We start from the raw sequence: 26,155 nt of genomic DNA, 5'->3' as shown, positions 1-26,155 counted from the left end.
CCGCCGCCCTTCACCCGGAACCGGAGTCGGAGTCGAAGCCGGTCAGACTTCAACGCCCCTTGTAGGCGACGAAGTCGATCTCGACGAGGATGTCCATGAGGTCGGACCCGACGGTGGTGCGGACCGGGTAGGGCCGGGTGAAGTAGGACTTGTAGACCTCGTTGTAGGCGGCGAAGTCGCGCTTGAGGTGCTGGAGGTGGACGGTCGCCTTCACCACGTCGTCGAAGCCCAGGCCGTGGGCGGCCAGGATCGCGCCGAGGTTGCGCATGACCTGGTGGGTCTGCTCGGCCACGTCGGTCCCGACGACCTCGCCGGTCTCGGGGTGCAGCGGTCCCATGCCGGAGGTGTAGACGAAGTCCCCGACGACGAGACCCTGGGAGTACGCCCCGACCGGCGCCGCACCCTCGGCGGTGCGCAGCTCCTGCTTGACGCTCATCAACTACCTCCAGCGTGGGAACCCGGCCCGCGGGGCCGGGAGGAGGCACGGCACGGCGCCGCGCCTCCGATCGGGTCGCATGTCCGCGCCCGCCGGCTCGGCGGGCGACGAACGATCGAAAACAACTTAAACAGAGGGAAATATACGGAATTCAGAAGAAAGTGGTAACAAGATCGACGACACGGTAGTCGTCGTCCACCACCGGGATGACCCGCCACTTGTCGAAGGCGGTGCACGGGTGGGAGATGCCGAACGGCACCAGCTCGCCCGGCGTGACCCGCGATCCGGGTGCCAGCCGTACGACCGCGTGCTGGTCCTGCATCCTGATCACCTCCGAGCCCGTGAGGACTCCACGCGGCACCGGGAACCCCTCGTCGAAGGGGGCGTCGCGCTTGCCGAGCCCGACGACGGCCAGCCCCGGCTCGGGGGTGCTCAGCACGTGCGCCCAGACCTCCAGCGCCGCCTGCAGCTCACCTTCGATGCGGTTGTACGGCGTGTGCTCGCGGTAGTGGCCGTCGTCGTGGGTGACGTAGGCGCCGCTGCGCAGCACGATCCTGGCCTGGCAGGCGGCGAGCTCCCGGCCGACCACGTCGAACCACTGGCTGCCGCCCACCGACAGGATCGGGTCGCGCACCCGCAGGTGCGCGAGCGCCTCCAGCATCCGGCCGAGGTAGGCCCGCACCTCCTCGGCCGTGCCCAGCACCCCTTCGTACCCGGCGACCCCGGCGAGCTCCACGCCCTCGGCCGCCTGCGCCGCCCCGGCGACCTCCAGCAGCTCATCCAGCGTACGGCTGCCGCACCGCGCGCCCGCGACGCCCAGCTCGGCCAGCACCCGGAACGGCCTGGCGCCCGCGTGCGCCGACAGCGTCTCCACCCCCGCCACCGAGTCCACGAAACACAGGAACTCGGCCGCGGGGTCCTCCTCCAGCCACGCGGCGACGGCGTCGAGCCCGGCGGGGTCGAAGAACTGGTTGGCCAGGACGATCCGGGAGACCCCGAACTCGCGCAGGATGAGGACCTGGCTCGGGGTGGCGGCCGTCATCCCCCACGCGCCCGCGTCCAGCTGGGCGCGGACCAGCTCGGGGGACATGGTCGTCTTGGCGTGCGGGGCGAGCAGCATGCCGTGCCGCGCGGCGAAGTCCGCGAGCGTGGCGATGTTGTGCTCCAGCGCGGAGCGGCGCGCCACCATGACCGGGAAGCTGAAGGCCCCGCCGAACAGCGAGGACCCCACCGCCTTCGCGGGGTCCACGATCCCCTTCACCGTCGCCGTCACCGCACGCTCCCTTCGTCTCCCCGCAGTCCCGGAGGACGGTGCCTCCACGCCGCGAGGGTCCTGGTGATCCCGCGGGCGCCGGCCGCCGCCGGTCCCGCCGACCCTATCCTCGCGGTCCGGGGGGCCACAGGGGAAACGGACGCCGCGTGGGAGGCGGAGCCGGGTCCACCGGGACCGCCGGGGAGGCACGGGGCCGGGTCCGCCGGGACGCGGGGGAACGAACGGAGCCGCTCACGGCCGCAGCGCCCGCCCGGGGGTGGCGCCGGTGAGCCGTCCCGCGGCCAGGACCGGCACGCCGGAGACGAGGACGTCGTCCACGCCGGCGGCCGGGACGCGGGGGACTCGTAGGTGGCCAGGTCGCGGACGGCGGCGGCGTCCACGACGGCGAGGTCGGCGATCTGCCCGGGGCGGACCAGGCCCCGGCGGGGCAGGCCGAAGCGGCGGGCGGGGTGGGAGGCCAGGTGGACGGCGGCCTGCGCGAGACTCCAGTCGCCGGTCTCGCGGACGTGGTGGCCGAGCATGCGGGCGAACGCCCCGTACCCCCGGGGATGGGGGTGCCCGCCGACGTAGATGCCGTCGGAGCCGCCCGTGTGGGCCGGGTGGCGCAGGATCGCGCGGACCGACTCCTCCCCCTCGGGGCCCTCGTCCGGGCGGGCCGTCACGCAGCCGGCCGAAAGACGGGTGTCGAGGAGGATCCGGCGGCAGAACTCCCCCGGGCCGGTCCCGGCCTTCGCGGCGGCCTCCGGGAGCGTCATCCCCTCGGCCCACTCGGCCCCGGGCACGTGGGAGAGGGTGATCCTCGGCCAGAGGGATTCATCCCATTCGACCGGCTCGGAGGCGAGGATCTCCAGCGCCCGCTCGGTGTCGGCGGCCGGAATCCGCGCGGGCAGCGCGACCATCGCCAGGATCGTGCTGCCGCGCAGGTAGGGGTAGCTGTCGAAGGTGACGTCCAGCCCTTCGTCGAGGGCCGCGTCGAGGGGTGGCAGCAGGACGGACGCCGGGCCGTGGTAGTGCGATACATGGACGGAGAGGCCGGCGGCGCCGGACGCGCGGGCGATGGCGGCCACCTCGGCCATGCCGATCGCGGCCCGCTCGCCGTACGCGCGCATGTGGGTGACGTACGGCAGGCCGCCCAGCGGCGCGCACAGCGCGGCGATCTCCGCGGCGTCGGCGTAGCGGCCGGGGGCGTACTCCAGCCCGGTGGACAGCCCCGCCGCGCCCTCCTCCAGGCCGCGCTCGACCCGGGCGAGCATCGCGGCCAGCTCCTCGCGGGTGGCGGCCCGCTCGGCGGGGCCCATCACGTCGTAGCGGATCGTGCCGTGCGGCAGCAGGTAGGCGGTGTTGAGCGCGGTCGTCCTGTCGTGGCCGTCCAGCAGCTCGCGGACGCTCAGCGGCCCGTCGGCCCAGGGGTGGACGCCGTTGACGGCCGCGAAGTAGCGGGTGACGTAGGCGAGGGTCCCGGGGGTGGTGGCCGGGGCGAAGGACAGGCCGTCCTGGCCGAGGACGAACGTGGTCACGCCCTGGCGGAGCGCGGCGAGCTGCACCGCCGGGTCGCCCGCCAGGGCGTCGCCGTGGACGTGGCAGTCGACCAGGCCGGGCATGACGTGCCGTCCCGAGGCGTCGACGACCGTGGCGGCCTGGGCGCCGTCCAGCCTTCCCACCGCGACGATCTCGTCCGCGACGACGCCGACATCCGCGGGGAAGGCGGGGGCTCCCATGCCGTCCAGCACCCGGCCACCCTGAACCAGCACATCAAAGATCATGCCCGGATTGAACCATCCGCCGTGTTCCGGCGCACTCCCCCGCCCGCGCCGGGGCCTTCGCGGGGCCCGCGGATGAGGACCAGGTCGTCGCGGCGTGCTACCCCGCCCGCGCGGGGCGTCGCGGCCCGGAAGCCCACGGCGTCCGCGCGGGGTCCTCTCCCCGGCCGGTCCCCCACCGACGGGCCGGTGACGCCCGGAGCCGGTGGGCGGTGGCATCCTTCAAAGGCCAGGAACCTCCCCCGCAGGAAGGCCGTCGTCCCGTGCGCACAAGGCAGTTCCTCCCTCGTCCCCGCCGTCCCCGCGGCGCCCCGGTCCGGGCCGCGGCCCCGATGGCGGCGGCGCTGGCCGCGGCTGTGCTCGCGGTGGCGGGCTGCGCCGCGGACGGCGGTACGGCCCGCGGCGCCGGCCACGGCTCCGCCGCCGCCCGGACCCCCGCGACGGGCGGGACCGGAGGAACGACCGGCACACCCGCCCCGGCGGCCCCGGACGCGCCCCGCGTGCCGTTCGGCGGGCACGCGGGCCGCTACGCCGCCGGGACGCTGCGCCCGAGCGGCGACCAGGCCGCCCTCGACGCGAAGGTCGTCGAGCACTACCGGCGGTGGAAGGCCGCCTTCGTCAGGCGGGACTGCGGCCACGACCGGTACCAGATCCTCTCCCCCGACGCCGACCACCCGTACGTGGCCGAGGCCCAGGGCTACGGCATGGTCGTCACCGCCACCATGGCCGGGGCGGACCCGGACGCGAAGAGGATCTTCGACGGGCTCCTGCGGTACGTCCTGGCCCACCCCTCGTCGATCACCCCCGGTCTGCTCGCGGCCGAACAGGACGCCTCGTGCAAGAGCGTGAACGGCGGCGACTCCGCCACCGACGGCGACCTCGACGTCGCCTACGGCCTGCTCCTGGCCGACCGGCAGTGGGGAAGCTCGGGCGCCTTCGACTACCGCGGGCTGGCGCTCGACCGGATCCGCGCGATCAGGGAGGGCGAGATCAACCCGGTCACCAGGCTGACCAAACTGGGCGACTGGACCGACCGCGGCGACGAGTACTACTGGGTCAGCCGGTCCTCCGACTGGATGATCGGCCACTTCCGGGCCTTCCGCCGCGCCACCGGCGACCCGTTCTGGGACGCCGTGACCGACGCCCACCAGGATCTGATCGCCGCCCAGCAGGCGCGGTACGCCCCGGGCACCGGGCTGCTGGCCGACTTCGTGGTCGGCACCCGCACCGCCCCGAAGCCCGCGCCCCGGGAGGTCCTGGAGGACCCCCACGACGGCGCGTACTGGTGGAACGCCTGCCGTACCCCCTGGCGGATCGGCGACGACGCGGTGACCTCCGGGGACGCCCGGTCGCTCGCCGCGGTCCGCCGGATGAGCGCCTGGATCAGGAAGGAGACCGGCGGGGACCCCGGCCGGATCGGCGCCGGCCGCACCCTCGCAGGCCGCCGCCTCTCCGGCGACACCGAGCTCGCGTTCTCCGCCCCGTTCGCGGTGGCGGCGATGGCCGACCCCGGCGGCCAGGCGTGGCTGGACGCCCTGTGGGACGAGATGGCCGCCACCGCGTTCACCCGCCGGGACTACTTCTCCGCCAGCGTCACCCTCCAGGCGATGATCACGGTGTCCGGCAATCGCTGGACGCCCTGACCGGGTGGCGGGCCAGCACCTCCCTGGCCCGCTCCCTGGCGAGGTTCCAGCCGTTCCACGGGTCCGGCGAGGCCAGCTCGTTGCGTTCGACCACGGTCCGCAGCACGCAGCTGCGGACCGGCTCGGGCAGCCGGTCCAGCACCGGTACGGCCTCCGCGCCCAGGCCGCCCAGGTAGCGGTGGTCGATCCGGTCCGGGCCCCGGACGGCGATCTGGGTCTCGGCGACCCGCAGGTCCGGGTTCCACGCGGCGAAGGCCAGCAGCGCCACCCCGGTCATCGCGACCATGGTCCTGGGCAGCCACCGGGCGGCGCGACGCCGGACGAGCCGTACGGCGCCGGCCACGAGCACCAGCGCGAAGACGGCGCCCAGCCACCAGATCGCCGCCTCCACCGAGGCCCGCAGCCGGGTGAAGCCGTAGGCGCCGACGTACAGGTCCAGCCGGTGCAGGGCCGAGACCAGGACGACCATGGTCAGCGCGCAGAGCGGGCCGAGCAGCCCGGCCATCAGCCACCGCTCCCGGCCCCGCAGCCTGAGGGTCCCCGAGGCGACCGCCACGATCGCCAGCACGAACACGCTGACCACGGCGAGCTGGAAGAACCCCGAGCGGGCGTACTGGGCGTAGGTCAGGCCGGTCGCCGACACCAGCCACCTGGAGGTGCCGAACAGGACCGTGAGCTGCATCGCCACGAACACGCCGAACAGCAGGTCGAGCGCGACGAGCGGCAGCACCCACAGCCCCCGGCTCACCGCCGGGCGCGTGCCCGGTCCCTCCGGCTCGGCCACCGGCCGCAGACCGACCAGCACGGCGGAGGCGGTCGCCGCCGCGAAGAGGCCGAACAGCAGGATCCGCAGCGGCAGCGCCCCCGCGCCCAGCAGGTCCCGCACGCTGAAGACCCGGGCGACGGCCTCGGCGAAGACCGCATCGGCCGAGGCGAACAGCGCGCCGAACACCGCCACCAGCACGGCGCTCAGCGCGACCCCGGTGAGCACCGGCACGATCCGCCGCCGCAGCGGCAGTCCCCTCGCCGGCCGCACCGGCGCGGCCAGGAACCACGGCACCGGCAGCAGCCCCAGCACCACCGACGCCCCGCCCCGCAGCACGCCCGCCCAGCCGCGCCCGGCCCCCGACAGGGCGAGCGCGGCCAGCAGGAACCCGGCCGGCAGGAGCGGCCCGGCGAGCCAGTCGGCGTCCCGGAACGCCGCCACCGCGACCAGCCCGTAGGCGATCAGGCCGAGCACCGCCGACCAGGGGGTGACGCGGCGCCGTACGGCGGGCAGCGCCGCCGCCCCCATGGCCACGGCGACCAGGACGAACCCTAGGCTCATCGCGCTGCCCGGGAGCGCGACCGCGGCGAGGAGCCCGACGGCGGCGCACGCCGGAGGCGCCCACCGGGGGTGGGGGGCAGCTCGGGCCGGGGCAGCACTGGCGGTGCCACGTACTCCCCGGTCGTGCCCCGCGGGGCCGGGAGGGCTTCGCCGCCTTCCCGTGCGCGGACGGGGTGGGCGCCGGGCCGGCCTCCGGTGGTCCGGGCGACGGCCGGACCGGAACGGTGAACGTCACCGGTCGCCCGTCCGCGGAGGGGGCCGGGACCTCCCACCGGGAGGGCCCCGGGATCTCCGGTTCCGACGGGTCAGGGAGCCCGCTTCCGGACGGGGCCGGGACGGGCAGCGGCCGGATCGGGACGGGCGCCACCGTGGGCGGGGCGGCGACCGCGGCGGCGCGCCGCGGCAGGTCGACCGCGACGCGGCAGCCGGGGCCGTCCTCCACCCGGATGGAGCCGCCGTGCATCTCGACGATCTCCTTGGTGATGGCCAGCCCCAGCCCGGCGCCGCCGTCGTCGGCCGCGCGGCCGGCGTCCAGGCGGGAGAACCGCTCGAAGACCCGGGTCCGCTCGGCCTCCGGGATGCCGGGCCCCTCGTCGGTGACGCGCAGCCGCACCCCGCCGTCCCGCGGGGCCGCCGTCAGCACCACGGCACCGCCGTCGGGGCTGTGCCGTACGGCGTTGTCCAGCAGGTTGGCGAGCACCTGGGCCAGCAGGTCGGGGTCGGCGCGCACGCCCAGCCCCCCGGGCACCTCGCAGCGGGCGGCGACCCCGTCCCTGGCCAGCACGGCCTCGCGCAGCGCCTGCTCGCACAGGGGCCGCAGTTCGACGTTCTCCAGCTCGATCAGCCGGGCTCCCGACTCCAGCCGGGACAGGTCCAGGAGCTGGGTGACCAGCCGGCCGAGCCGCTCGGTCTGGGCCAGCGCCGTCTCCAATGTCGCCTGGTCGGGCGCGGAGACACCGTCCACCACGTTCTCCAGCACGGCGCGCAGCGCGGTGATCGGCGTGCGGAGCTCGTGGCTGACGTCGGCCACCAGCGCGCGCCGCTGCCGGTCCACCTCGCCCAGGTCGGCCGCCATGGCGTTGAACGCGCGGGCCAGCTCGCCCACCTCGTCGCGGGAGGTCGCGGTGACGCGCAGGCCGTACCGGCCCTTGGCGATGGTCTGCGCGGCGGCGGCCATCTCGCGCAGCGGCTTGGTCATCCCCCGTGCGAGGAGCTGCATGATGACCAGGGCGAGCACGGCGGCCACCGCGACGCGGACGTTGCGCGAGTAGCCGGAGTTGATGCCGACCTCGTTGACCACGAACGCCACCACCACGGCCAGCAGGATCACCAGCCCGAGCTTGACCTTGATCCGGCCCAGGAAGTCGAGGGGTCTCAATCGGCGCACATCCCGTGGTCGGTGGGGAGGGGGTGGAGGCGGAGGGGCCCGGCCGGTGGGTGGGGGCGCCCACGGTCACGGGCGGACGAGGGCGTAGCCGACGCCGTGGACGGTCCGCACGACGCCGGGCCCCAGCTTGCGGCGCAGCGCCCGCACGTGGCTGTCGACCGTCCGCGTGGCGGCGGCCTCGGAGAAGCCCCAGATGTCGGAGAGCAGCCGTTCCCGCTCGAAGACCTGGCCGGGCCGCTCCGCCATGCGGCACAGCAGGTCGAACTCGGTCCGGGTGAGCTGCGCCTCGGCGCCCCGGGTGTAGACCCGCCGCTCGGCGACGTCGATCTCGACGTCGCCGATCCGGATCACCGTGTCCGGGCCGGCGAGCTGGGAGGCCCGCTCCACCCGCCGCAGCAGCGCGTGCACCCGGGCCACCAGCTCGCGCATGCTGAACGGCTTGGTCATGTAGTCGTCGGCCCCGACGCCGAGCCCCACGAGCAGGTCCGTCTCCTCGGCCAGCGCGGTGAGCATGAGCACGGGCACCGGCCGGGCCGCCTGCATCCGCCGGCACACCTCCAGGCCGTCGAGGCCGGGCAGCAGCCGGTCGAGCACCACCACGTCGGGCCGCGACCTCGCGTACGCCGCCAGCGCCGCCTCGCCGTCCCCGACGGCCCGCACGTCGAAGCCCTCCGCGGTCAGCCGGTGCCGTACGGCCCGCGCGATCGTCTCGTCGTCCTCCACCAGGAGGACGCGTCGTTACTGAGGGGTTGCCATAGGCGGAGCGTAGACCGGGGCGGTGCAGACGATCCGCGGATAATTGTGAAGGTTTCGCGCACCCGCGCCGGGAGGGCGCGGGTACGCGAAGGCCCGGCGGTCAGATCATGATCAGCCGGCGACCGGTGATCCGGTAGCCGATCCGGGCGAACGCCGCCGCCATGGGCGCGTTGCCCACGTCGGTGCTGTCCCTGACCTCGGGCTCGCCCTCGGCGGTGAAGATGTGCAGCGTCTCGGCGACGAGGTCGTCGATGTAGTGGCGGCCCCGGTACGCGGGGTCCACCCCGATGTAGCCGATCGTGGCGGCGGTGGCGTTGCGGGTGGGCATCGTGATGCCCACCACGTCGCCCGCGGCGTCGTAGGCCAGCCGCCAGCGGTGGCGTCCGCCGGGGAAGTCCGCGATGTCCTCCAGGGTCGCCTCCGCGGTCTTCCGCGGCCCCTGCTCGGCGAGACGGTGGCGGTCCCAGGCGTCGAGGCTGCCCTCGGTGATCCGGGTCAGCACGTCGAGGACGGCCTCGTCGTCGTCGGCCGGGGCGAAGGTGAGCCGGGTGGAGCGGGGCGGCAGGCCGTACTCGGGGGTCCAGCGCAGGTTGAGCCGCTCCACGGAGTGGCGCAGCCCGGCCCGCTCGGCCGCCTCGACCCGGTCGGAGACGTCGGCGACGGCGTCGGGGCGGTCGTGCCAGTCGGCGGGCAGGAACAGGTGGAAGTCGGGGCGGTCCCCGACGGGCGAGGAGTAGTCCGGCGTGACGAGCGCGGCGTAGGCGGCCCGCAGCAGGGCCGCGCCCACCTCGACGCGGTCGGGGCCGGTGCCCGGGTCGAACCAGTCGAGGCTGAACGGGTGCTCCGCGCCGGGCGGGCCCCAGAAGGCGGCGCGGGCCACCACCTCCTCGCCGCGCAGCGCGACCCAGAGCCAGTCGGTCCGGTCGTAGCCCAGCTTCTCGAAGGGGGCGTGGCGGACGCCGACACCGGAGGCGGGCAGCGGGCCGTAGGCGTGGAAAAGGTGGAGGTCGTCCGCGGTGAGCGGGCGGAAAATCAGGTCAGACACGTTTTCTCCGAAAAAGCGGTGCGCTTCCCCGGGTCTCAGGCTTCCTGTCGCCTGAGGCGGGAGCGCGTGACGAGGGTGGACATCGGCTCCTCACCTCCTGTCTTCTGTCGCGTCGCCAGCCGAACCTCGGTCGGCGAGGCCGCAAGAGTATCGGGGGGAGCGCCGGGTCATCAACCGGTCATCCGGGCGGTGGGCGGACGACCGTTCCGTCGCGGCCGACGGCCGGAGCCTCCGGCCGCCTGTTCCGCCGAGGCCGGCGGCCGGAGGACCGGGTCCGTTCCGCCTATCTCGACGGCTCATCGGGGTCGGCGGCCGGAGCTCCCGGTCGCCCGTTCCGTTCACCGGTATTTCGGTGATGCGAAAGATCCTGGTTCGTTGGTCCATATCGCGCTAAGTGGCTATGTTTCTGTGCTCGATGGGACAGTGAACGGGGTGAACGGGATCGACACTCGACTGTTAGCGGGCCGCTACCGGCTGCTCAACCCGCTCGCCGAGGGCGGGATGGGCACCGTCTGGCTTGCCGCCGACGAGATGCTCGGCCGTGACGTGGCGGTCAAGGAAGTACGGCTGCCGCCCGACCTCGACCCCGCCCGGCGGCAGGAGCTGTGCGACGCGGCGCTGCGCGAGGCCAACCTGGCGGCCAGGATCAAGCACCCGTCCATCGTCACCGTCCACGACGTGATCGTCGAGCAGGACCGGCCGTGGCTCGTCATGGAGCTGCTGTCCGGCGCGTCGCTGGAGCAGACGGTCCGCGACGGGCGTCCGCTGCCGGTGCGCCAGGCCGCCAGGATCGGCGTGAGCGTCGCGGGCGCGCTCATCGCCGCGCACGCGGCCGGGGTGGTGCACCGGGACGTCAAGCCCGGCAACGTCTTCCTCACCAGGACCGGCCGGGCCGTGCTGACCGACTTCGGCATCGCCGTCGTCGAGGACGAGGCCACCGCGGCGCAGACCGGCCGCCTGGTCGGCTCGCCCAACTACATCGCCCCGGAGCGGCTGCGCGGCGAGCGGGGCGGGCCCGCCTCGGACCTGTGGTCCCTGGGCGCCACGCTCTACTTCGCCGTCGAGGGCCTGCCGCCGCACCCCGCGGACACCCCCGTCTCGGCGATCAGCCGGGTGCTGACCGAGCCTCCCCGGCCGCCTGAGCGGGCCGGCGCCCTGGGCCCGCTGCTGCTCGGCATGCTCGCCTCCCGGCCCGAGGACCGGCCGTCCTTCGACGCGGTCGCCCAGGCCCTGCGCGAGTTCGCCGCGGGCCGGCCGGCCGCCGTGCCCCCCGTCCCGTCCCCCGCCCCGCCCTTTTCCCCGGCCTCGGAACGGGATGCCTTCCCGCGGCACGGGAAGGGGCCGGAGCCCGCCCAGGCCCCCGCCCCCGCCGCGCGCGTGACGGACCGTCCCGGAGTCCGGGTCGCGCTGTGGGCGGCCGCCGAGGTGGCGGCGATCGCGGCCGTCATCGGGGCGACCATGGGCGTGACCCACCTCACCGACGCCTCCGCCGCCGCCCCGGCCGAACCGGCCCGGCTGAGCGGGAAGCCGGGCGCCTTCGCCGTACCCGTGGACCTGTGCAAGCAGATCGCCGCGGCCGACCTCAGGAAACTCCTGCCGGCGGTGAACGCCAAGGGGGTGCCGCTCAACACCGGCGGCTGCGCGTGGGCGGTCCCCGGGGTCGGCCTGCGGATCGACCCCCTCGGCAACGGCCAGGCCAAGCCGTGGGGCAAGAGCCCCCGGGAGGCCCACGAACTGCTGGTGAACCAGCGCAACGGCACCCTGCCGACCGGGACGATCCTCTGGAGCTGGTCGGAGATCAAGGCCGCCCCCCGGTCCACCCGCACCACCGGCCCGCTGCCGGTGAAGCCGGTCGGGGACGAGGCGTTCGGCTACGACTACTACGAGAACCGGAAGACCGGCCGCCTGGAGCAGAGCCACGTGGTCTTCCGCGTCGACAACCTGGTGCTGGACGTCGGATACACGGTGGTGGACGGCAGCAAGGACGCCCCGGCGATCCAGGCCGGCGCCCACACCGCCGCCACCTGGATCGCGAACGCGCTGAACAAGCAGAAGGCGAGCGGATGAACGACCCAGACGTCACCCGGCCCCAGGGCAGGCGCGGCCGCAGGCACGCCGCCCCCGAGGCGGAACCCGCCGCCGGGGCGGCGCTGCCCGCCGTGCTGGAGCAGTCCCCGGGTGAGCAGATCTCGCTGGAGCACGCGGTCGCGCGGGGCGGGCCGATGGCGCCGCGCCAGGCCGCGGCGGTCGGCCTGGCCGTACTGGACCAGATCGTCGCCGTGCACGGCCGGGGGACGCTCCACGGTGACGTGCGGCCGGGCTCGGTGCTGCTCGGCCCGAACGACCGGGTCACCCTCCTCGGGCCGACCTTCCGGTCGCCGACCTTCACCGCCCCCGAGGGGGTGACGGGCCCGGCCGCCGACCTGTGGTCGCTCGGCGCGACCGTCTACACCGCCGTCGAGGGCCGCCCGCCGGCCCCCGGCGGGTCGCTGGACAACGCCGGCCCGCTCGGGCCGATCCTGTCCCACCTGCTGTCCGGGGACCCGGGGCGGCGGCCCGACCCGGGGACGCTGCGCAACGTCCTGCTGGAGATCTCCCTGACCGGCGCGGCTCCGGCGATGCCGTTCCAGCCGCCCGTCCCGGCCCAGGCTCTCCCGCCGGCCCCCGGTACGGCGCAGCGGGACGCCCAGGGGTCCCCGGCGGGCCCGCCGCCCGCGCCTCCCGCCGGCTCCGGACCGGCGGGACCGGCCCGGGAGCAGGCGGGCCAGGGGAACGCGGTCGCGGACCCGCCGGACGACGACCCCGCCGCCAACCCCGAGGCGACCGCGCCGCGCCCGGCCATCACCGGTATGGGACCGGCGCCGGTGACGGCCGCCCCCGGCGTGCCCGTCCCGCACGAGGCGGTCCAGGGTCCGGGGACGCCGGAGGCGGCGTCCGGGTCAGGGCGGGCGCCCCGCGCCCGGCGCCAGGAGGGTCCGACCGGCCCGACCGAGTACGCCCGGGGCAGGTCCGGGGTGCTGGTTCCCAAGCCGATCGTGGCGCTGACCGGCGTCCTGGTCGTCGGCATGGCGGCCGTCATCGGTTACCTGCTCGCCTCGGCGCCCGGCGACCCCGCCGCGGACGAGCCGGTCGCGTCCGCCTCCGCCGGGCCCGGGGGCCGGTTCGCCGCCCCGCCCCGCGCCTGCGACATGCTCGACGAGAAGCAGGCCGGGGAGCTGGTGCCGGGCTTCCGCAGCTCGGAGGTCGAGCCCGGCGTCTGCGACTGGCTCAACCAGCAGGACTGGCGCAAGCCGAGCACGCAGAAGTACGACCTGCAGGTGCGGCTGGTCGCCATGAAGCAGAGCGACTCCGGCGTGCAGCGGGCCAAGGAGTACCTCGCGGGCAAGAAGAAGGACTTCGTCAGGGACGCCGAGTTCGCCACCCCCAAGCCCGCCCCGCCCGGCGACCTGAAGGGCATCGGCGAGGAGGCGTTCACCACCGGCAAGTACAGCAAGATCAACCTTTACGGCGGGTCGTACAAGGTGAGCGTGGTCTTCCGGGTCAGCAACCTGATCGGCGAGGTCGAGTACGAGCAGGGCGGCGTCGAGAAGGACGCCGAGGGCAGGCTCGCCGCGGGGGCGCAGAAGGCCGCCCGCTGGGTCGTCGAGGCCCTCAAGACCAATGGCTGATCCGGGCCTTCCCGTCCTCGCGGGCCGCTACCGGGCGATCGACCGCCTCGGCGCGGGTGGAATGGGCGTGGTCTGGCGCGCCCGGGACGAGCTGCTGCACCGCGAGGTGGCGATCAAGGAGGTCAAGCTCGGCCCCGGACTGCCGGAGGCGCAGCGCGCCGAGATGCGCGAGCGCACCCTGCGCGAGGCCAGGGCCGCCGCCCGGCTGGGCCACCCGTCCATCGTGACCGTGCACGACGTCATCTCCCAGGACGGCCGGCCGTGGATCGTGATGGACCTCATCCGGGGCCGGTCCCTGCAGCAGGTGGTCCGCGCCTCCGGGCCGATCGACCCGCGGCGGGCCGCCGCCATCGGGGCGGCCGTGCTGGACGGGCTGGCCCTCGCGCACAGCCGGGGCATCATGCACCGCGACGTGAAGCCGGCCAACATCATGCTGGCCGACGACGGCGGGGTGCTGCTGACCGACTTCGGCATCGCCACGCTGGAGGGCGACGTCCAGCTCACCTCCCCCGACGCGCTCGTCGGCTCCCCCGGGTACATCGCCCCGGAACGGCTGCGCGGCACCGGCGACGGCCCCGCGGCCGACCTGTGGTCGCTGGGCGCGGCCCTCTACACCGCCGTCGAGGGGCGCGGGCCGTTCCACCGGGGCTCCTCCGCCGCCACCCTCGGCGCGGTGCTCACCGAGGAGACCCCGGTCCCCGCGCGGGCGGGCGAGCTGGCCCCGGTGCTGCTCGCCGTACTGGACAAGGATCCCCGGCGGCGGCCCGGGAGGCCGCCCTGCGCGCGGCCCTGCAGCGGGTGGCCCGGGGCTGCCCGCCGGGCCGCTCTTCCCCGAGGAGCGGACGGGGCCGGCCCGGACGGCGAGGCGGGGCCGCACCGGTCTCCTCGTGGGGGCGGGACTGGCGGTGGTGGCCGCCGCGGTGGCCGGAACCGTGGTGCTGACCTCCTCGGACGACCCCGCGAGGTCCGCCCCCACAGGGCCCGACCCGCGCGCCGGGCGGTTCGCCACCGCCCCCGCCCCCTGCTCCCTGCTGACCCCCGCCCAGGTCCGGGCGGCGGGCCCGACCGGCAAGCCGTTCCCGATGGACGCCATGGACGGTCACGGCCCCTCGTGCACCTGGGACGGCGGGCCGGGCGCTCCGCAGATCCGCGTCACCGTCAACCACCACAGGCCCTTGCCGGGGAAGACCGCGCCGGAGACGGCGCGGGCGTTCTTCGCCGCCGACCGCACCGAGACCGCCGCCGACGCCGGAACGGGCCTCGTCGGCTCGGTCGGCCCGCTGCGCGACACGGGCCGGATCGGCGCCGAGGCGTTCGCCTTCGACCTGACCTCCCTCGACCGCGTCTACTCGACGGTCCACTTCCGGATCAGCAACGTGCTGGTCGAGGTGGACGTGTCGCGGAAGGGAAAGCGGCCCGACGCCGCGCTGCGCGGGAACGCGCTCACCGTCGCGCGGCAGATCGCCGAGGAGCTGAACAGCCGTGACTGAGCGGACCCGCGCCCCGGAAGGGCCACTCCGCATGGGACCGGGCCGGGACCGCGCCGGGTCGGAGCGGGCGGCATGAGCACACCCAGCAACCTGCTGGCCGGGCGCTACCGCCTGCTGGAGCGCCGCGACCGCACCGGAACCGCCTGGCGCGCCCGCGACGAGGTGCTCCACCGCGACGTCACCGTCTCGGAGGTACGGCTCCCGCCGCCGGGCCCGCACCGGGACTGGCTCCTCGGCCAGGTACGGGCCGCCGCCGACCTGCGCCACCCCGGCGTGGTCACCCTGCACGACGTGATCTCCGCCCCGGACCGGATGTGGCTGGTGCTGGAGTCGATCGACGGCCGCTCGCTGCTGCAGACCGTACGCGCCGAGGGGCCGCTCGCCCCCGAGCGGGCGGCCGATGTGGGCCTGCGGGTGCTGGACGCGCTGACCGCCGCCCACGGCAGGGGCGTCCGCCTGGCCGCCACCCCCGACACCGTGCTGCTCGGCGCGGACGGCCGGGTCGTGCTGACCGGCGTGGCCGGCCCCGTGTCCGCCGACGACCTGCGGGACCTGGGCGCCACCCTGTTCACCGCCCTGGAGGGCCGGACCCCGGCCACGGGCTCCCTCCCGCCGCTGGTGGGCGGCATACCCCTGGCGGACCCCGATCCCACCACCGGGACGGTGACGCACGGCCCGCTCGCGCCGCTGGTGGAGGGGCTGCTGGCGGCCGACCCGGCGCACCGCCCCGACGCCACCTCGGTCCGCCTCACCCTGGAGCGGATCGCCCCCGCCCCTCCCGCGTCCCGGCGCAGGCACCTCATCACGGCCGCGGTGGCGGCCGTCGCGCTCCTGGCCGGCGCCGCGTTCTGGCTCTGGCCCCGCGCCTCCGGCCCGGCCGCCCCGCCGATCACGCTGCCCGCCTCCTTCGCCACCGCCCCCGACCCCTGCTCGCTGATCTCCAAGGAGCAGGCGGCCGAGCTGACCCTGACCGCCGAGCCGCGGCCCGTGGGGAAGACCGAGTGCGACTGGGGCACCGAGGACCGCAGCCTGCCGGAGAGCCTCCAGTACAGGCTCACCGTCGAGGTCCTGCGGTACCCGACGGACGAGAAGGCCCACGCGGACCACGCGCGCTTCATGGCCTCCGAGGCGAAACAGGACAGGACCTCGGCCGGCGTCCCGCTGCGGCGGGTCAGGCCCGCGACCCCGCAGTCCGGCATCGCGTCGGAGGCGTACACCTTCTCCACCACCAACGGGATCACCTACAACAGCGGCGTGGTCTTCCGCGCGGCCAACCTCGTGGTCGCGGTCCAGTATCAGCGCGGCGGGGGCGCCGAGGACCCCGGCGACCGCACCCGCTCGGGGTCGTTGCGGGCGACCCGGTGGGTCCTGGAAGCCCTGTCCCGGACGCGCTGAACCGTATCGACGCCGGCCACGGCCTCCGCGCCCCCGCCCCCGGGCGCGCGGAGGCCGTACCCGGGGTTCGCGGGGACTGGACCGGCGGAGGCTCCGGGGCGGACCGGCGTGGTGATCACGGGCGGGCCGGCGTGGTGATCACGGGCGGGCCGGCGTGGTGATCGCGGGCGGACAAGATATATCTCGCCCGGAACCCGGGGGACGGGCCCGCTCGTTGGACGGGCGACGCAGAATGGACCAAAGGCGGGGCGCCGGCTCCGCGTTCGGAGGATGTTGAGGATGTCGCCCGTCCAGAAGTACGCCATCGGGGCCGCCGCGGTGATCGTGCTCGCCCTGATCCTGCCCCTGCCGAGCGTGGTCACCTGGTTGATCATCCTGGGCGTCGTCGCCGCCCCGGTGGTCGGCTACCTCATGCTCGACCCGTCCCAGCGCGCGCGGCTCCGCCGCGCCCGCAGGCGCGGCATCGGCCGCTGACGGCCCCCGGGCGGCCGTCTGGGCCCCGGGGGACCGGGTGCTCAGGCGGCTGTGGGGGCCGCGGCGAGTTCGGTCTCCACGCGGCGGGTGACCCGGCGCTCGAACACGAACGACAGGAACGGGACCGTGCCCGCGAGCATCACGCCCAGGACGTACGGCCACGACCAGCGGGCCTTCATCCCGAGGTTCATCGCGGCGACGAGGTAGAGCATGTAGAGGAAGCCGTGGATCGGCGAGACGACCTTCGACGGCCCCGCGACGTCGAACCCGTACCGCAGCACGATGCATGTGCACAGGACGAGCAGCATGATCCCGACGATGTAGGCCAGGACGCGAAAGGGCTTGAGGGCGGATTCCACGGTCATCTACCTCGGTCTGTGAGTTGTCGGCACTGCAACGATATGCGGCTCAGGCGGTGGCCGGTTCGGCGCCGGGGTCCCGGTCCCCGGAACGGCTGCGGACCATGTCGCGCAGGAAGTGCCACCACATGAAGACGGCGAACAACCCGAAGATCCACCACTGGGCGGCGTAGGCGAGGTTGCGCCAGGTGAGCCCGCCCGGTTCGGTCGGCGGGGGCACGTTCACCGGCTTGGCCGCGACGGCCGGGGCGGGCGACTGGGCGGCGGCGACCACGAACCCGTCGCGCAGACCGGTGCCCGGCCACAGGTTGATCAGCTCGGGCGACGACACGGTCAGCACCTGCCCCGCAGGAAGCGCCCGCGCCCTGCGCGGCACGCTGTCGGTGGGCTCCGAGGGCTGCAGCCTCCCGGTCACGGTCACCGTCCCCTCCGGCACCGCGGCGACGGCCGGGTCGTCGGCCCGGGGCACCCACCCGCGCACGACGGGGATCACGGTGCCGTCCCCGAGGTCGAGTGGAGCGAGCAGCCACAGGCCGCCGTCGCGCTCGGCCACCAGGAGCTGCCTGGACCGCTCGAACGTCCCCTGCGCCGTCACCCGGCGGCTGACCGCGTCGCTCGTCAGGTGGCTTCCCTGCCGGGCGAGGGTCTGCACGGCCACCGGGGCGGGGTCACGCGCCGCGCGGGGCTTCCCGGAGTCCTCGAAGACGCCGAGCTGCCACCGGCCGAGCAGCGCGCACGTGATGAGGGCCCCGACCGCGAGCAGGTGGAGCACCAGCGCGCGGGGCGAGAACAGGATGCGGAGCATGACACCACGCTATCCGCCCGGATCGGCGGTCCCGTCCCCAGCGTCGCGTCTCACCGATGTCCCAGGCCACCCGGTTCTCCCGGGTCACTCCGGGAACCCCGGGCACCGGCCACGCCGGGCACCGCCGGGAGCACCGAAGAGACATCGGAGAGGCACCGGAGAAGCGTTGGGGAAGCATTGGGGAAGCGCCCGTGCTCTTCGCGAAAATGGCATGAGCGGTGGTGGAAGAACCCGCGATATCGCTAAAGTCATCCCATGTCTGATCCGCAGATTGACCCGGCCGGCAACACCCAGCAGTTCCGCGCGTTCGCCCAGGGGGCGGAGCCGGAGGCGGCCCCCCAGAAGAAGTCGCCGGCCGTGCCGATCGCGATAGCGGTCGCGGTGCTGGTCATCATCGCCGTGGTCGTCTACCTCATGCTCTGAGACGCCCTGTTCGCGGGCCGGGCGGCCCGCGACTCGGACGAGACACGCTAACGAAGCAGCGGCGCCGGTGGGGTTCCCCGGCGCTTTTCCCTATCCGCGGACGATCACTTCCTCCTGTCCGCGGACGATCGCTTCCTCCTGTCCGCGGGCGATCACTTCTCCCTGTCCGCGAGCGGTCGCGCCGACACGCGCCGCCCGCCGTACCCGTGCCCGGGACGGAGGCGGTCCGGCCGTGGAAGCGGCGGCGCCGCGCGGAACCACCCCTGCCCGTGGGTTCCCGTCGCGGCGGGGACCCACGGGACAGGACTCGAACGATCCGCGGGCAGGACCCGGATGACCCGCTAGCGGCGCTCGCGCAGCACCAGGGCGCTGCCGCCGCCTCGCCGTACGGGTTCGGCGACCGCCTGGAGCCTGCCGTCACGCAGGAACTCCACGGCCGTGGCCGCGCCGATCTCGGGGGTCGGCGCGAAAACGTGCCCCCTGGCCGTCAGCTCGGCGCCGTGACGCTCGATGAACGCGGGCTCGGTCTGGGTCTGGGCGGTGTTGCGCTGGCTGGCGCGCGGCGCGGCCAGCGCCTCCGGCATCGTCATGCCGAGTTCCCAGCGGTTGACGAGGATCTGCAGGACGGTGGTGATGATCGTCGCGCCGCCCGGTGAGCCCACGGCGAGCAGCGGCCTGCCGTTCTTCAGGACGATGGTCGGCGCCATCGACGAGCGCGGGCGCTTGCCGGGGCCGGGGAGGTTGGGGTCGCCGGCCGCGGGGCCGAAGGTGAAGTCGGTCAGCTCGTTGTTGAGCAGGAAGCCCCGGCCCGGGACGACGATGCCGTTGCCCCCGGTGGACTCGATGGTGATGTTGTAGGCGACCACGCCGCCCCACCTGTCGGTGATGACCATGTGGGTCGTCTCCGGCCCCTGCGGAGCCTCCTCGGCGGCCTCGCCGGCCGGGGCGGCGGGACGGCACGGCTCGTAGGAGCCGTCGGGGCTGCCGGCGGGGGCCGGGTTGCCCATCGCCCGGTCGCCGACCAGGCAGGCGCGTTCCTTGGCGAAACCGTCCGACAGCAGCTGCTCCAGCGGCACGCCCGGGACGTCGCCGACGTACTTGTTGCGGTCGGCGAAGGCGAGCCGGGACGCCTCCAGGTACTCGTGCAGGCCCACACTCGGCAGGGCCTCCAGGATGTTGAGCGCCTCGCCCACCGTCGAGCCGCCCGAGGACGGCGGCGCCATGCCGTACACGTCCATGCCGCGGTAGGTGACCTTCGTGGGCGGCCGTTCGAGCGCCCGGTAGGCCGCCAGGTCGGACGGCTCCATCAGGCCGGGCCGCACGTTCCGGGTGGACCCCGGGGTGACCGGGGGTTTCTTCACGGTGGCCACGATCTCCGCGCCGAGCCGCCCGCGGTACAGCCAGTCGCCGCCCTCCCTGCCGAGGGTGCGGTAGGTGGCGGCCAGCTCGGGGTTGCGGAAGGTGGAGCCGACCCGCGGCGGGGCGCCGCCCGGGAGGTACAGCCGGGCGGTGGAGGTGAAGTCCGCGAAGCGGGCGGCGTTGGCGGCGACCTGGTCGTGGAAGGTCTGGTCGACGGCGAAGCCCCGGGAGGCGACCTCGATCGCGGGCTGGAGCGCCTGCCGGAGCGAGAGGGTGCCGAAGCGGCGCAGGGCCAGCTCCCACTGGGCCACGCTGCCCGGCACCCCGGCCGACAGCCCGCTGGTGACGGCCTCGTCGAACGGGATGCCCTCCAGGGAGGAGGCGGTCATCGCCTTCGGCGCGGTCTCCCGGCCGTCGATCGTGTGGACCTTCCCGTTCCGGGCGTCGTAGTAGACGATGAACCCGCCCCCGGCCAGGCCCGCCGAGAACGGCTCGGTCACCCCCAGCGTGGCGGCCGCCGCGACCGCCGCGTCCACGGCGTTGCCGCCGCGGCGCAGCACGTCCAACGCGGCCTGGCTGGCGTCCAGGTCGACGGTCGCGACCGCTCCGCCGTATCCCTCGGCGACGGGTTTCTTCTCCACCCGGTGGCCGGACACCGCCGGGTGGCCGGGTGACATCGGGTGGCCCGCCGGCGAGGCGAGCGCGGGCTGGGTGAAAAGAACGGATCCCCCGGCCAGCACCACGGCGAGGGGCAGGGCGAGACGGCGATCGAGCATCTTTGTCCTCCCACAGTCAGCTCGACCCAGCCTTTCGCGGTTCGCTCGTTCTGTCAGCCCTTCGCATGAGCTCGGTCGAATTCCCGCCCGCCGCCGGTCGAACCCGGGCGGCCCTCGTCGATTCCCCGTCCGCCGCCGGCCGGACTCTCCCCGCCCGGCCGCCCGGAGCCCGGCTTCCCGCAGCCCGGCCTCCCGGAACTCGGCCTCCCGGGGGCCGGCACCGGCCCCCGGCTACCGCGGACGGCGTAGCCGGCCCTGCCCCGCCGGGCGGACGAACCGGACGGCGGGCGGGCGTAAAGTTCGGGCGTGCGCGCCGGAACCCGATGGATAGACCCGCTGCTCCCCCTGCTCATGGCGGCCCTCCAGGTCCTGACGACCCAGGGCGCGCAGTGGAACCAGCCCGACCGCCTTCCGGTCGACCTCCTCGGCAACGCGCTGCTGATCGCCGGGCCGGCGGCCCTGGCCGTACGGCGCCGCCACCCGGCCGTCACGCTGGCCGTCAACATCGTCGCCACCTGGGTCTTCATCCTCCGCGGCCACGCCTACGGGCCCATCTTCTTCAGCCCGGCCATCGCCCTGTACGTCGCCGTCACCCTGGGCCACCGGCGCGCCGCCTGGATCTCCTCGACGGTGACCTACGTGTTCTTCGTCGTCTACACCACCTGGCTGGCCCCCGTCCCCAGCCCGGGCCTGTGGCACGTCCTGGCCATCGCCGCCGCCATGGGGACGGTCCTCGCGACGGGCGAGTTCGTCCGCGCCCGGCGGGAGCGGCTCGCCGAGCAGCGGCGGGTGGCGCGGGAGGAGGCCCGGCGGCAGGCCAGCGAGGAGCGGCTGACCATGGCCCAGGAGCTGCACGACGTGCTCGCGCACAACATCTCCCTCATCCACGTGCAGGCGTCCACCGCGCTGCACCTCATCGACGACCACCCCGAGCAGGCCCGCACCGCGCTCACCACGATCAAACACGCCTCCAAGGACGTGCTGACCGAGATGCGCTCGGTCCTCGGCGTGCTGCGCGACGGCGCCCCCCGCTCCCCCACCGCCGGGCTGGACCGGCTGGAGGAGCTGGCCGGACGCAGCGGCCTGCCGGTCGTCACCGAGGTCACCGGCGCGGTGAGGGACCTGCCGCCGGGCGTCGACCGGGCCGGCTACCGCATCGTCCAGGAGGCCCTCACCAACGTCACCCGGCACGCCCCCGGCGCCTCCGTCGCCGTCCGCCTGGAGTACGGCCCGCGGGAGCTGGTGGTGCTGGTGACCGACACCGGCGGCGACGCCCCCACGGGCGGGCCGGGCAGCGGCCTGGGCGGCGGCAACGGCATCCCCGGCATGCGGGAGCGGGCCGCGGCCCTCGGCGGCGCGCTGACCGCCGGGCCGTACGGACGGGGCTTCCGCGTCGAGGCGCGGCTGCCGATCCCCGAGGAGAGCACGCCGTCCCCCGGGGAGGGCGCGCGATCCGCCGGGGAGACCGCATGATCCACCAGGAGACCGCATGATAAAGATCGTCATCGCCGACGACCAGGCGCTGGTCCGGGCCGGGTTCCGCGCCCTGCTCGACGCCCAGCCAGGGATGACCGTGGTGGCCGAGGCCGCCGACGGGGAGCAGGCCCTGCGGCTGGCCGCCGAGCACGACCCCGACGTGGTGCTGATGGACGTCCGCATGCCGGGCATGGACGGCCTGACCGCCACCCGCCGGATGCCACCCGGTCCGAAGATCATCATCTTGACGACCTTCGAGCTGGACGAGTACGTCTTCGAGGCCCTGCGGGGCGGCGCCAGCGGCTTCCTGGTCAAGGACACCGAGCCGGCCGAGCTGATCCAGGCGGTCCGCGTCGTGGCCGCCGGTGACGCCCTGCTCTCCCCCGGCGTGACCCGCCGCCTGATCGCCGAGTACGCCAGCCGCGCCAAGCAGCCCCACCCGGCCCGCGAACTCACCCTGCTCACCGACCGTGAGCGCGAGGTGCTCGCCCTCGTCGGCACCGGCATGACCAACGACGAGATCGCGGCCAAGCTGTTCATGAGCCCCGCCACCGCCAAGACCCACGTCAGCCGGGCCATGGTCAAGCTGCACGCCCGCGACCGCGCCCAGCTCGTCGTCATCGCCTACGAGACCGGCCTGGTCAGGCCCGGCTGGACCTGACCAGGCCGAATCTCGTTCGACTACTCTCCGTGTTCATCAGATGGCCCGGCACGGGCGGTCCGGGAGGCGAAAGGCGCGGCGGCGCACCGGCCGCCCCCGCGAAGGGAGGTCATCTTTCGGCCTGCCCGGGGAAAATTTCAATTACACTCCGTGCCCACTCGGTCACATGGCAATCTGTCGGATGTCCTGACGAGGAGGGTGGCATGGGGTGGTGGCCCGATGGTCCGGAGACGGTTTCGACCCAGGCGGCCCCCCGGAGTACGGCGGTGCCGCCTCCCCGTGGCGCCCGGCACGGCACCGGCCCCTGTCCGGGCCTTGATCCGAGCCTCGATCCGGGTCCCGGCCCGGCCCTAGATCCCGAAGAGGAGGCGGCGCTGCGGTCGGCCGCGCACGGGGGCGACACGCGGGCCGCGCACCTGCTGGGCCGGCACTGCGCCCGGCGCGGCGACCGGGCGGCGGCGCGCCACTGGTGGGAGCGGGCGGCCACCGGGGGGAACATGGACAGCGCCTACAACCTGGGCCTCTGGCACGAGACGCATGGCAGTTCCGACGACGCCGCGCGGTGGTACGAGCTGGCGGCGGACGCCGGTGACGCGGAGGCGGCGGCCGGTCTGGCGAGGCTCCTGCTGGAGCAGCGCGGCGACGTGCCCGGCGCGCGGCGCTGGTTCGAGGCGGCGGCGCGCGGCGGGTGCCGGTCGGCGGCCCGGCGCCTAGCACTGATCTGCGAGGACGCCGGGGAGACGAGGGCCGCCGGGGAGTGGCACCGCAGGGCGGCGGTGGCGGGCGACCTGGCCTCGGCCCACGACCTGGGGTTCATCGCCTACACCTGCGGCGAGGACGACGAGACGCTGCGCTGGTGGGAGCTGGCGGCCCGGGGCGGCCACGCCGACGCCGCCTACCACCTGGGGCTGTTCCTGCGGGCCGACCGCGACCCCGAGGGGGCCGAGGCGTTCTACCGGCTCGCGGCCAAGAGCGAGCATCCCGGGGCCGCGTCCCAGCTCGGCGGGATCGCGCTGTCCCGCGGCGACCTGCGCACCGCCCGCGCCTGGTTCGAGCGGGCCGCCCGTGCCGGGCGGATCGACGACCAGCGGATGGCCGGGTTCGTGTGCGTGGAGCTGGGCGATCCCCGGGCGGCCGGCCACTGGCTGGGCCGGGCCGCGGCCGGGGGCGACCCGGAGGCGGCCTTCACCTTCGGCCTGCTGCTGATCGCCGAGCGGGGCGACGTGCGGGGCGGGCGGCGCTGGTTCCGGGAGGCGGCACGGGCCGGGCACCGCGGCGCCGCCGCCGAGCTGGCCTCACCGACGGCGGAGCCCGGACGTCACGGCGAGGCCGGGGCGTCCCGGGCGGGACGTCAGGACGAGGGCGGACGCCACGCGGCGGAGGGTCCCGGGGCGGGCCCGCGGCGGCCGGCGGTCGTGCTCCCGCCGTTCTGGGACCGTCCCGCCTCGCCGGAGCTGGTGGCCCGCGCCGAGCTGACGGCCGCCGCCGTGGCGCGGCGGGGCGGCACCCCGCTGAAGGTGGCCGACCTGACCGAGATCCTGGGCACCTGGGATCTGGTGACCCGGCCGCCGCGCGACCGCGCCGGCGCGCTGGCCTGGCTGGCCGGGCGGAGCGACGTCCCGCGGGACGCGCTCGCGTATCTGGCCTCGGTGCGGGACACGCTGCTGCGCCCGGGCGGCGCTCCGTGGCCGACCCCCGCGGAGGTCGAGCGGGTCCTGGCGGTCGCCCGCGACCTGCGGTCGGCCTGGCCGCCCTGACGCCGCCCCGCGTGGCCGTACGGCCCGCCCCGTACAGCCGTACGGCCCGCCCCGCGCGGCAGGAGCGCGGGAAGCGGGCCGTACGGGATCTGGGTCGGGCGGCGACGACCTCGGAGACCCGCGTGTACGGCAGGCCGAGGGCGAGCGCCACCTGACTGCGGTTCCCTTCGGTTCCGGCGGGACGCCGGAGGAACGGGGTACGAAGGGGCGAGGCGGCGCCGCGCGCCGGTACGGGGACGTACGGCGCGCGGCACGCGGCGCGGCTAGAGCAGGCTCCACGCCTCCGTCAGCACGGAGCGCAGAATCGACTCGATCTCGTCGAACTCCTTGGGACCGCAGATGAGCGGCGGGGCGAGCTGGATGACCGGGTCGCCCCGGTCGTCGGCGCGGCAGTACAGCCCGGCGTCGAAGAGGGCCTTGGACAGGAAGCCGCGGAGCAGGCGCTCGGACTCGTCGGCGTCGAAGGTCTGCTTGGTGGTCCTGTCCTTGACGAGCTCGATGCCCCAGAAGTATCCGGAGCCGCGGACGTCCCCGACGATGGGCAGGTCGAGCAGGCGCTCCAGGGTGGCGCGGAAGACCGGCTCGTTGCGGGTGACGTGGCCCAGGAGGTCCTCGCGCTCGAACAGGTCGAGGTTGGCCAGGGCGACGGCGGAGGAGACGGGGTGGCCGCCGAAGGTGTAGCCGTGGGCGAACATCTCGGTGCCGCTCTTGAACGGCTCGAACAGGCGCTCAGAGGCGATCATGGCGCCGATCGGGGAGTAGCCGCTGGTCATGCCCTTGGCGCAGGTGATGATGTCGGGGACGTAGTCGAACTTCTGCCCGCCGAACATGGTGCCGAGACGGCCGAAGGCGCAGATGACCTCGTCGGAGACCAGCAGGACGTCGTACTCGTCGCAGATCTCGCGCAGGCGCTGGAAGTATCCGGGGGGCGGCGGGAAGCAGCCGCCGGCGTTCTGCACCGGCTCGACGAAGACGGCGGCCACGGTGTCGGGGCCCTCCATCTCGATGGCGCGGGCCACGCGCTCGGCGGCCCAGTAGCCGTACTGCTCGGGGGTCATGCCGGGCACGCCGGTGATCTCGTCGGCGCGGTAGTGGTTGGTGTTCGGCACCCGCACCGAGCCCGGGACCAGCGGCTCGAACATCTGCTTGAAGGCGGGGATGCCGGTGATCGACAGGGCGCCCTGCGGGGTGCCGTGGTAGGCGATCTGGCGGCTGATGACCTTGTGCTTGAGGGGGCGGCCGGTCGCCTTGAAGTACTGCTTGGCGAGCTTCCAGGCGGTCTCGACGGCCTCACCGCCGCCGGTGGTGAAGAAGACCCGGTTGAGGTCGCCGGGGGCCTGCTCGGCCAGGCGCTGGGCGAGCTCGGCCGCCTTGGGGTGGGCGTAGGACCACAGGGGGAAGAACGCCAGCTCCTGGGCCTGCTTGGCGGCGGCCTCGGCCAGTTCGCTGCGGCCGTGCCCGGCCTGGACCACGAACAGCCCGGCGAGACCATCGAGGTAGCGCTTGCCGTGGACGTCGTAGATGTACGAGCCCTCACCACGGACGATCATCGGCACCTCGGAGTCCTGGTAGGCGCCGTGCCGGGTGAAGTGCATCCAGAGGTTGTCCTGGGCGGCCTGCATGATCGAAGCCACGTCGGTGTTTTCGGGGTGCGTCATTACCATCTTCCCTCGCTGTGCTGGGCTACCAACCAGTGTGCCCGGCAAATACGGACATTGACAAGTGAAAACGTGGTGTCGCCGTTTGATCGCGTCGAAATCCGTTGCCATACCAGGCCCAAGCAACGGAATCCGCGAGTCGATAATGGGGCGGAACGGGCGGCGCGCGACCCTCGGGCCGCAGGTCGGAGGTGGGATGTGCTGGAATCGGTCGTTGGAGCGGCCCA

Annotated in this window: 20 protein-coding genes and 2 pseudogenes; 11 read left to right on the top strand and 11 right to left on the bottom strand. The window is 74.8% G+C overall.

The annotated features are described in order from the left end of the window. Window positions 1–49: 49 nt before the first annotated feature. The 3 genes from ACQP10_RS07150 to ACQP10_RS07140 form a co-directional block, all read right to left on the bottom strand. Window positions 50–436 carry a Rid family detoxifying hydrolase gene (locus ACQP10_RS07150; protein WP_179819325.1) on the bottom strand — a complete coding sequence of 129 codons (387 nt, stop codon included), beginning with the start codon at window positions 434–436 and terminating at the stop codon, window positions 50–52. Between the two features lie 151 nt (window positions 437–587). Then, complete coding sequence (locus ACQP10_RS07145; RefSeq protein WP_389993723.1) at window positions 588–1,709, bottom strand: alanine racemase; 1,122 nt, start codon at window positions 1,707–1,709, stop codon at window positions 588–590. Continuing rightward, window positions 1,706–3,472: an N-acyl-D-amino-acid deacylase family protein gene (locus ACQP10_RS07140; RefSeq protein ID WP_433541086.1), complete on the bottom strand. Its 1,767-nt coding sequence runs from the start codon at window positions 3,470–3,472 to the stop codon at window positions 1,706–1,708. Before ACQP10_RS07140 ends, ACQP10_RS07145 begins: the two co-directional genes overlap by 4 nt. Before the next feature lie 260 nt (window positions 3,473–3,732). Between ACQP10_RS07140 and ACQP10_RS07135 the strand changes: the two genes are divergently transcribed. Then, entirely contained in the window at window positions 3,733–5,112 is a 1,380-nt protein-coding gene (locus tag ACQP10_RS07135; RefSeq protein WP_346021995.1) for a glycosyl hydrolase family 8, read from the top strand. Here the strand turns inward: ACQP10_RS07135 and ACQP10_RS07130 are convergent. The 4 genes and pseudogenes from ACQP10_RS07130 to ACQP10_RS07115 all read right to left on the bottom strand — a co-directional run bounded on the left by ACQP10_RS07130 (window position 5,081) and on the right by ACQP10_RS07115 (window position 9,627). Then, the gene (locus ACQP10_RS07130) at window positions 5,081–6,439 is read right to left on the bottom strand and encodes a DUF4153 domain-containing protein (RefSeq protein ID WP_433541085.1); all 1,359 of its coding nucleotides are present in this window, start codon (window positions 6,437–6,439) and stop codon (window positions 5,081–5,083) included. The two genes, ACQP10_RS07135 and ACQP10_RS07130, sit on opposite strands and share 32 nt — an antisense overlap. 454 nt (window positions 6,440–6,893) lie before the next feature. Continuing rightward, window positions 6,894–7,616: pseudogene (locus tag ACQP10_RS07125) on the bottom strand (sensor histidine kinase); the annotation flags it as partial. A gap of 276 nt (window positions 7,617–7,892) precedes the next feature. After that, the gene (locus ACQP10_RS07120) at window positions 7,893–8,549 is read right to left on the bottom strand and encodes a response regulator (RefSeq protein WP_433541084.1); all 657 of its coding nucleotides are present in this window, start codon (window positions 8,547–8,549) and stop codon (window positions 7,893–7,895) included. Between the two features lie 133 nt (window positions 8,550–8,682). Continuing rightward, window positions 8,683–9,627, bottom strand: a complete 945-nt coding sequence (locus tag ACQP10_RS07115) for a GNAT family N-acetyltransferase (RefSeq protein WP_346021992.1) — start codon at window positions 9,625–9,627, stop codon at window positions 8,683–8,685. A 432-nt stretch (window positions 9,628–10,059) separates the two neighbouring features. Here ACQP10_RS07115 and ACQP10_RS07110 point away from each other — a divergent pair, with 432 nt between their 5' ends. The 6 genes and pseudogenes from ACQP10_RS07110 (at window position 10,060) to ACQP10_RS07085 (ending at window position 16,654) form a co-directional block, all read left to right on the top strand. Further along, window positions 10,060–11,694 (top strand): serine/threonine-protein kinase, encoded by a 1,635-nt coding sequence (locus ACQP10_RS07110; protein ID WP_346021991.1) that lies wholly within the window; start codon window positions 10,060–10,062, stop codon window positions 11,692–11,694. After that, on the top strand, window positions 11,691–13,295 hold the full coding sequence (locus ACQP10_RS07105) for a hypothetical protein (RefSeq protein WP_433541083.1): 1,605 nt from the start codon (window positions 11,691–11,693) through the stop codon (window positions 13,293–13,295). Before ACQP10_RS07110 ends, ACQP10_RS07105 begins: the two co-directional genes overlap by 4 nt. Beyond that, window positions 13,288–14,001: pseudogene (locus ACQP10_RS07100) on the top strand (serine/threonine-protein kinase); the annotation flags it as partial. The gene ACQP10_RS07105 and the pseudogene ACQP10_RS07100, both read left to right, overlap by 8 nt. Window positions 14,002–14,182: 181 nt before the next feature. Further along, window positions 14,183–14,785: a hypothetical protein gene (locus ACQP10_RS07095; RefSeq protein WP_433541972.1), complete on the top strand. Its 603-nt coding sequence runs from the start codon at window positions 14,183–14,185 to the stop codon at window positions 14,783–14,785. A gap of 72 nt (window positions 14,786–14,857) precedes the next feature. Further along, window positions 14,858–16,180 carry a serine/threonine-protein kinase gene (locus ACQP10_RS07090; RefSeq protein ID WP_433541082.1) on the top strand — a complete coding sequence of 441 codons (1,323 nt, stop codon included), beginning with the start codon at window positions 14,858–14,860 and terminating at the stop codon, window positions 16,178–16,180. 279 nt (window positions 16,181–16,459) lie between these two features. After that, window positions 16,460–16,654: a hypothetical protein gene (locus tag ACQP10_RS07085; RefSeq protein ID WP_179819333.1), complete on the top strand. Its 195-nt coding sequence runs from the start codon at window positions 16,460–16,462 to the stop codon at window positions 16,652–16,654. 41 nt (window positions 16,655–16,695) lie between these two features. Here the strand turns inward: ACQP10_RS07085 and ACQP10_RS07080 are convergent, their stop codons facing one another. Then, window positions 16,696–17,019, bottom strand: coding sequence for a DUF3817 domain-containing protein (locus ACQP10_RS07080; protein WP_179819334.1), 324 nt, complete (start codon window positions 17,017–17,019; stop codon window positions 16,696–16,698). A 43-nt stretch (window positions 17,020–17,062) separates the two neighbouring features. Then, window positions 17,063–17,818: an SURF1 family protein gene (locus ACQP10_RS07075; RefSeq protein ID WP_346021987.1), complete on the bottom strand. Its 756-nt coding sequence runs from the start codon at window positions 17,816–17,818 to the stop codon at window positions 17,063–17,065. A 255-nt stretch (window positions 17,819–18,073) separates the two neighbouring features. On the opposite strand from ACQP10_RS07075, the gene ACQP10_RS07070 reads away from it, so the two are divergent. Continuing rightward, window positions 18,074–18,241, top strand: a complete 168-nt coding sequence (locus ACQP10_RS07070) for a hypothetical protein (protein WP_346021986.1) — start codon at window positions 18,074–18,076, stop codon at window positions 18,239–18,241. A gap of 341 nt (window positions 18,242–18,582) precedes the next feature. On the opposite strand, the gene ACQP10_RS07065 is transcribed toward ACQP10_RS07070, so the two are convergent. Then, entirely contained in the window at window positions 18,583–20,376 is a 1,794-nt protein-coding gene (locus ACQP10_RS07065) for a gamma-glutamyltransferase family protein (RefSeq protein ID WP_433541081.1), read from the bottom strand. A 306-nt stretch (window positions 20,377–20,682) separates the two neighbouring features. Here ACQP10_RS07065 and ACQP10_RS07060 point away from each other — a divergent pair, with 306 nt between their 5' ends. The 3 genes from ACQP10_RS07060 (at window position 20,683) to ACQP10_RS07050 (ending at window position 24,270) form a co-directional block, all read left to right on the top strand. Then, window positions 20,683–21,849 (top strand): sensor histidine kinase, encoded by a 1,167-nt coding sequence (locus ACQP10_RS07060; protein ID WP_433541080.1) that lies wholly within the window; start codon window positions 20,683–20,685, stop codon window positions 21,847–21,849. A gap of 16 nt (window positions 21,850–21,865) precedes the next feature. Next, window positions 21,866–22,513, top strand: coding sequence for a response regulator transcription factor (locus tag ACQP10_RS07055; RefSeq protein WP_346021983.1), 648 nt, complete (start codon window positions 21,866–21,868; stop codon window positions 22,511–22,513). Between the two features lie 266 nt (window positions 22,514–22,779). Next, window positions 22,780–24,270: a tetratricopeptide repeat protein gene (locus ACQP10_RS07050; RefSeq protein ID WP_433541079.1), complete on the top strand. Its 1,491-nt coding sequence runs from the start codon at window positions 22,780–22,782 to the stop codon at window positions 24,268–24,270. Window positions 24,271–24,533: 263 nt separating this feature from the next. Here the strand turns inward: ACQP10_RS07050 and ACQP10_RS07045 are convergent, their stop codons facing one another. Beyond that, the gene (locus ACQP10_RS07045) at window positions 24,534–25,928 is read right to left on the bottom strand and encodes an aspartate aminotransferase family protein (protein WP_389993693.1); all 1,395 of its coding nucleotides are present in this window, start codon (window positions 25,926–25,928) and stop codon (window positions 24,534–24,536) included. Window positions 25,929–26,155: the final 227 nt, after the last annotated feature.

The organism is Streptosporangium sandarakinum, assembly GCF_050942225.1.
GTDB lineage: Bacteria > Actinomycetota > Actinomycetes > Streptosporangiales > Streptosporangiaceae > Streptosporangium > Streptosporangium nondiastaticum.
Note: the sequence above shows the minus strand (reverse complement) of the source record. Positions and strands in the feature narration are given on the sequence as shown.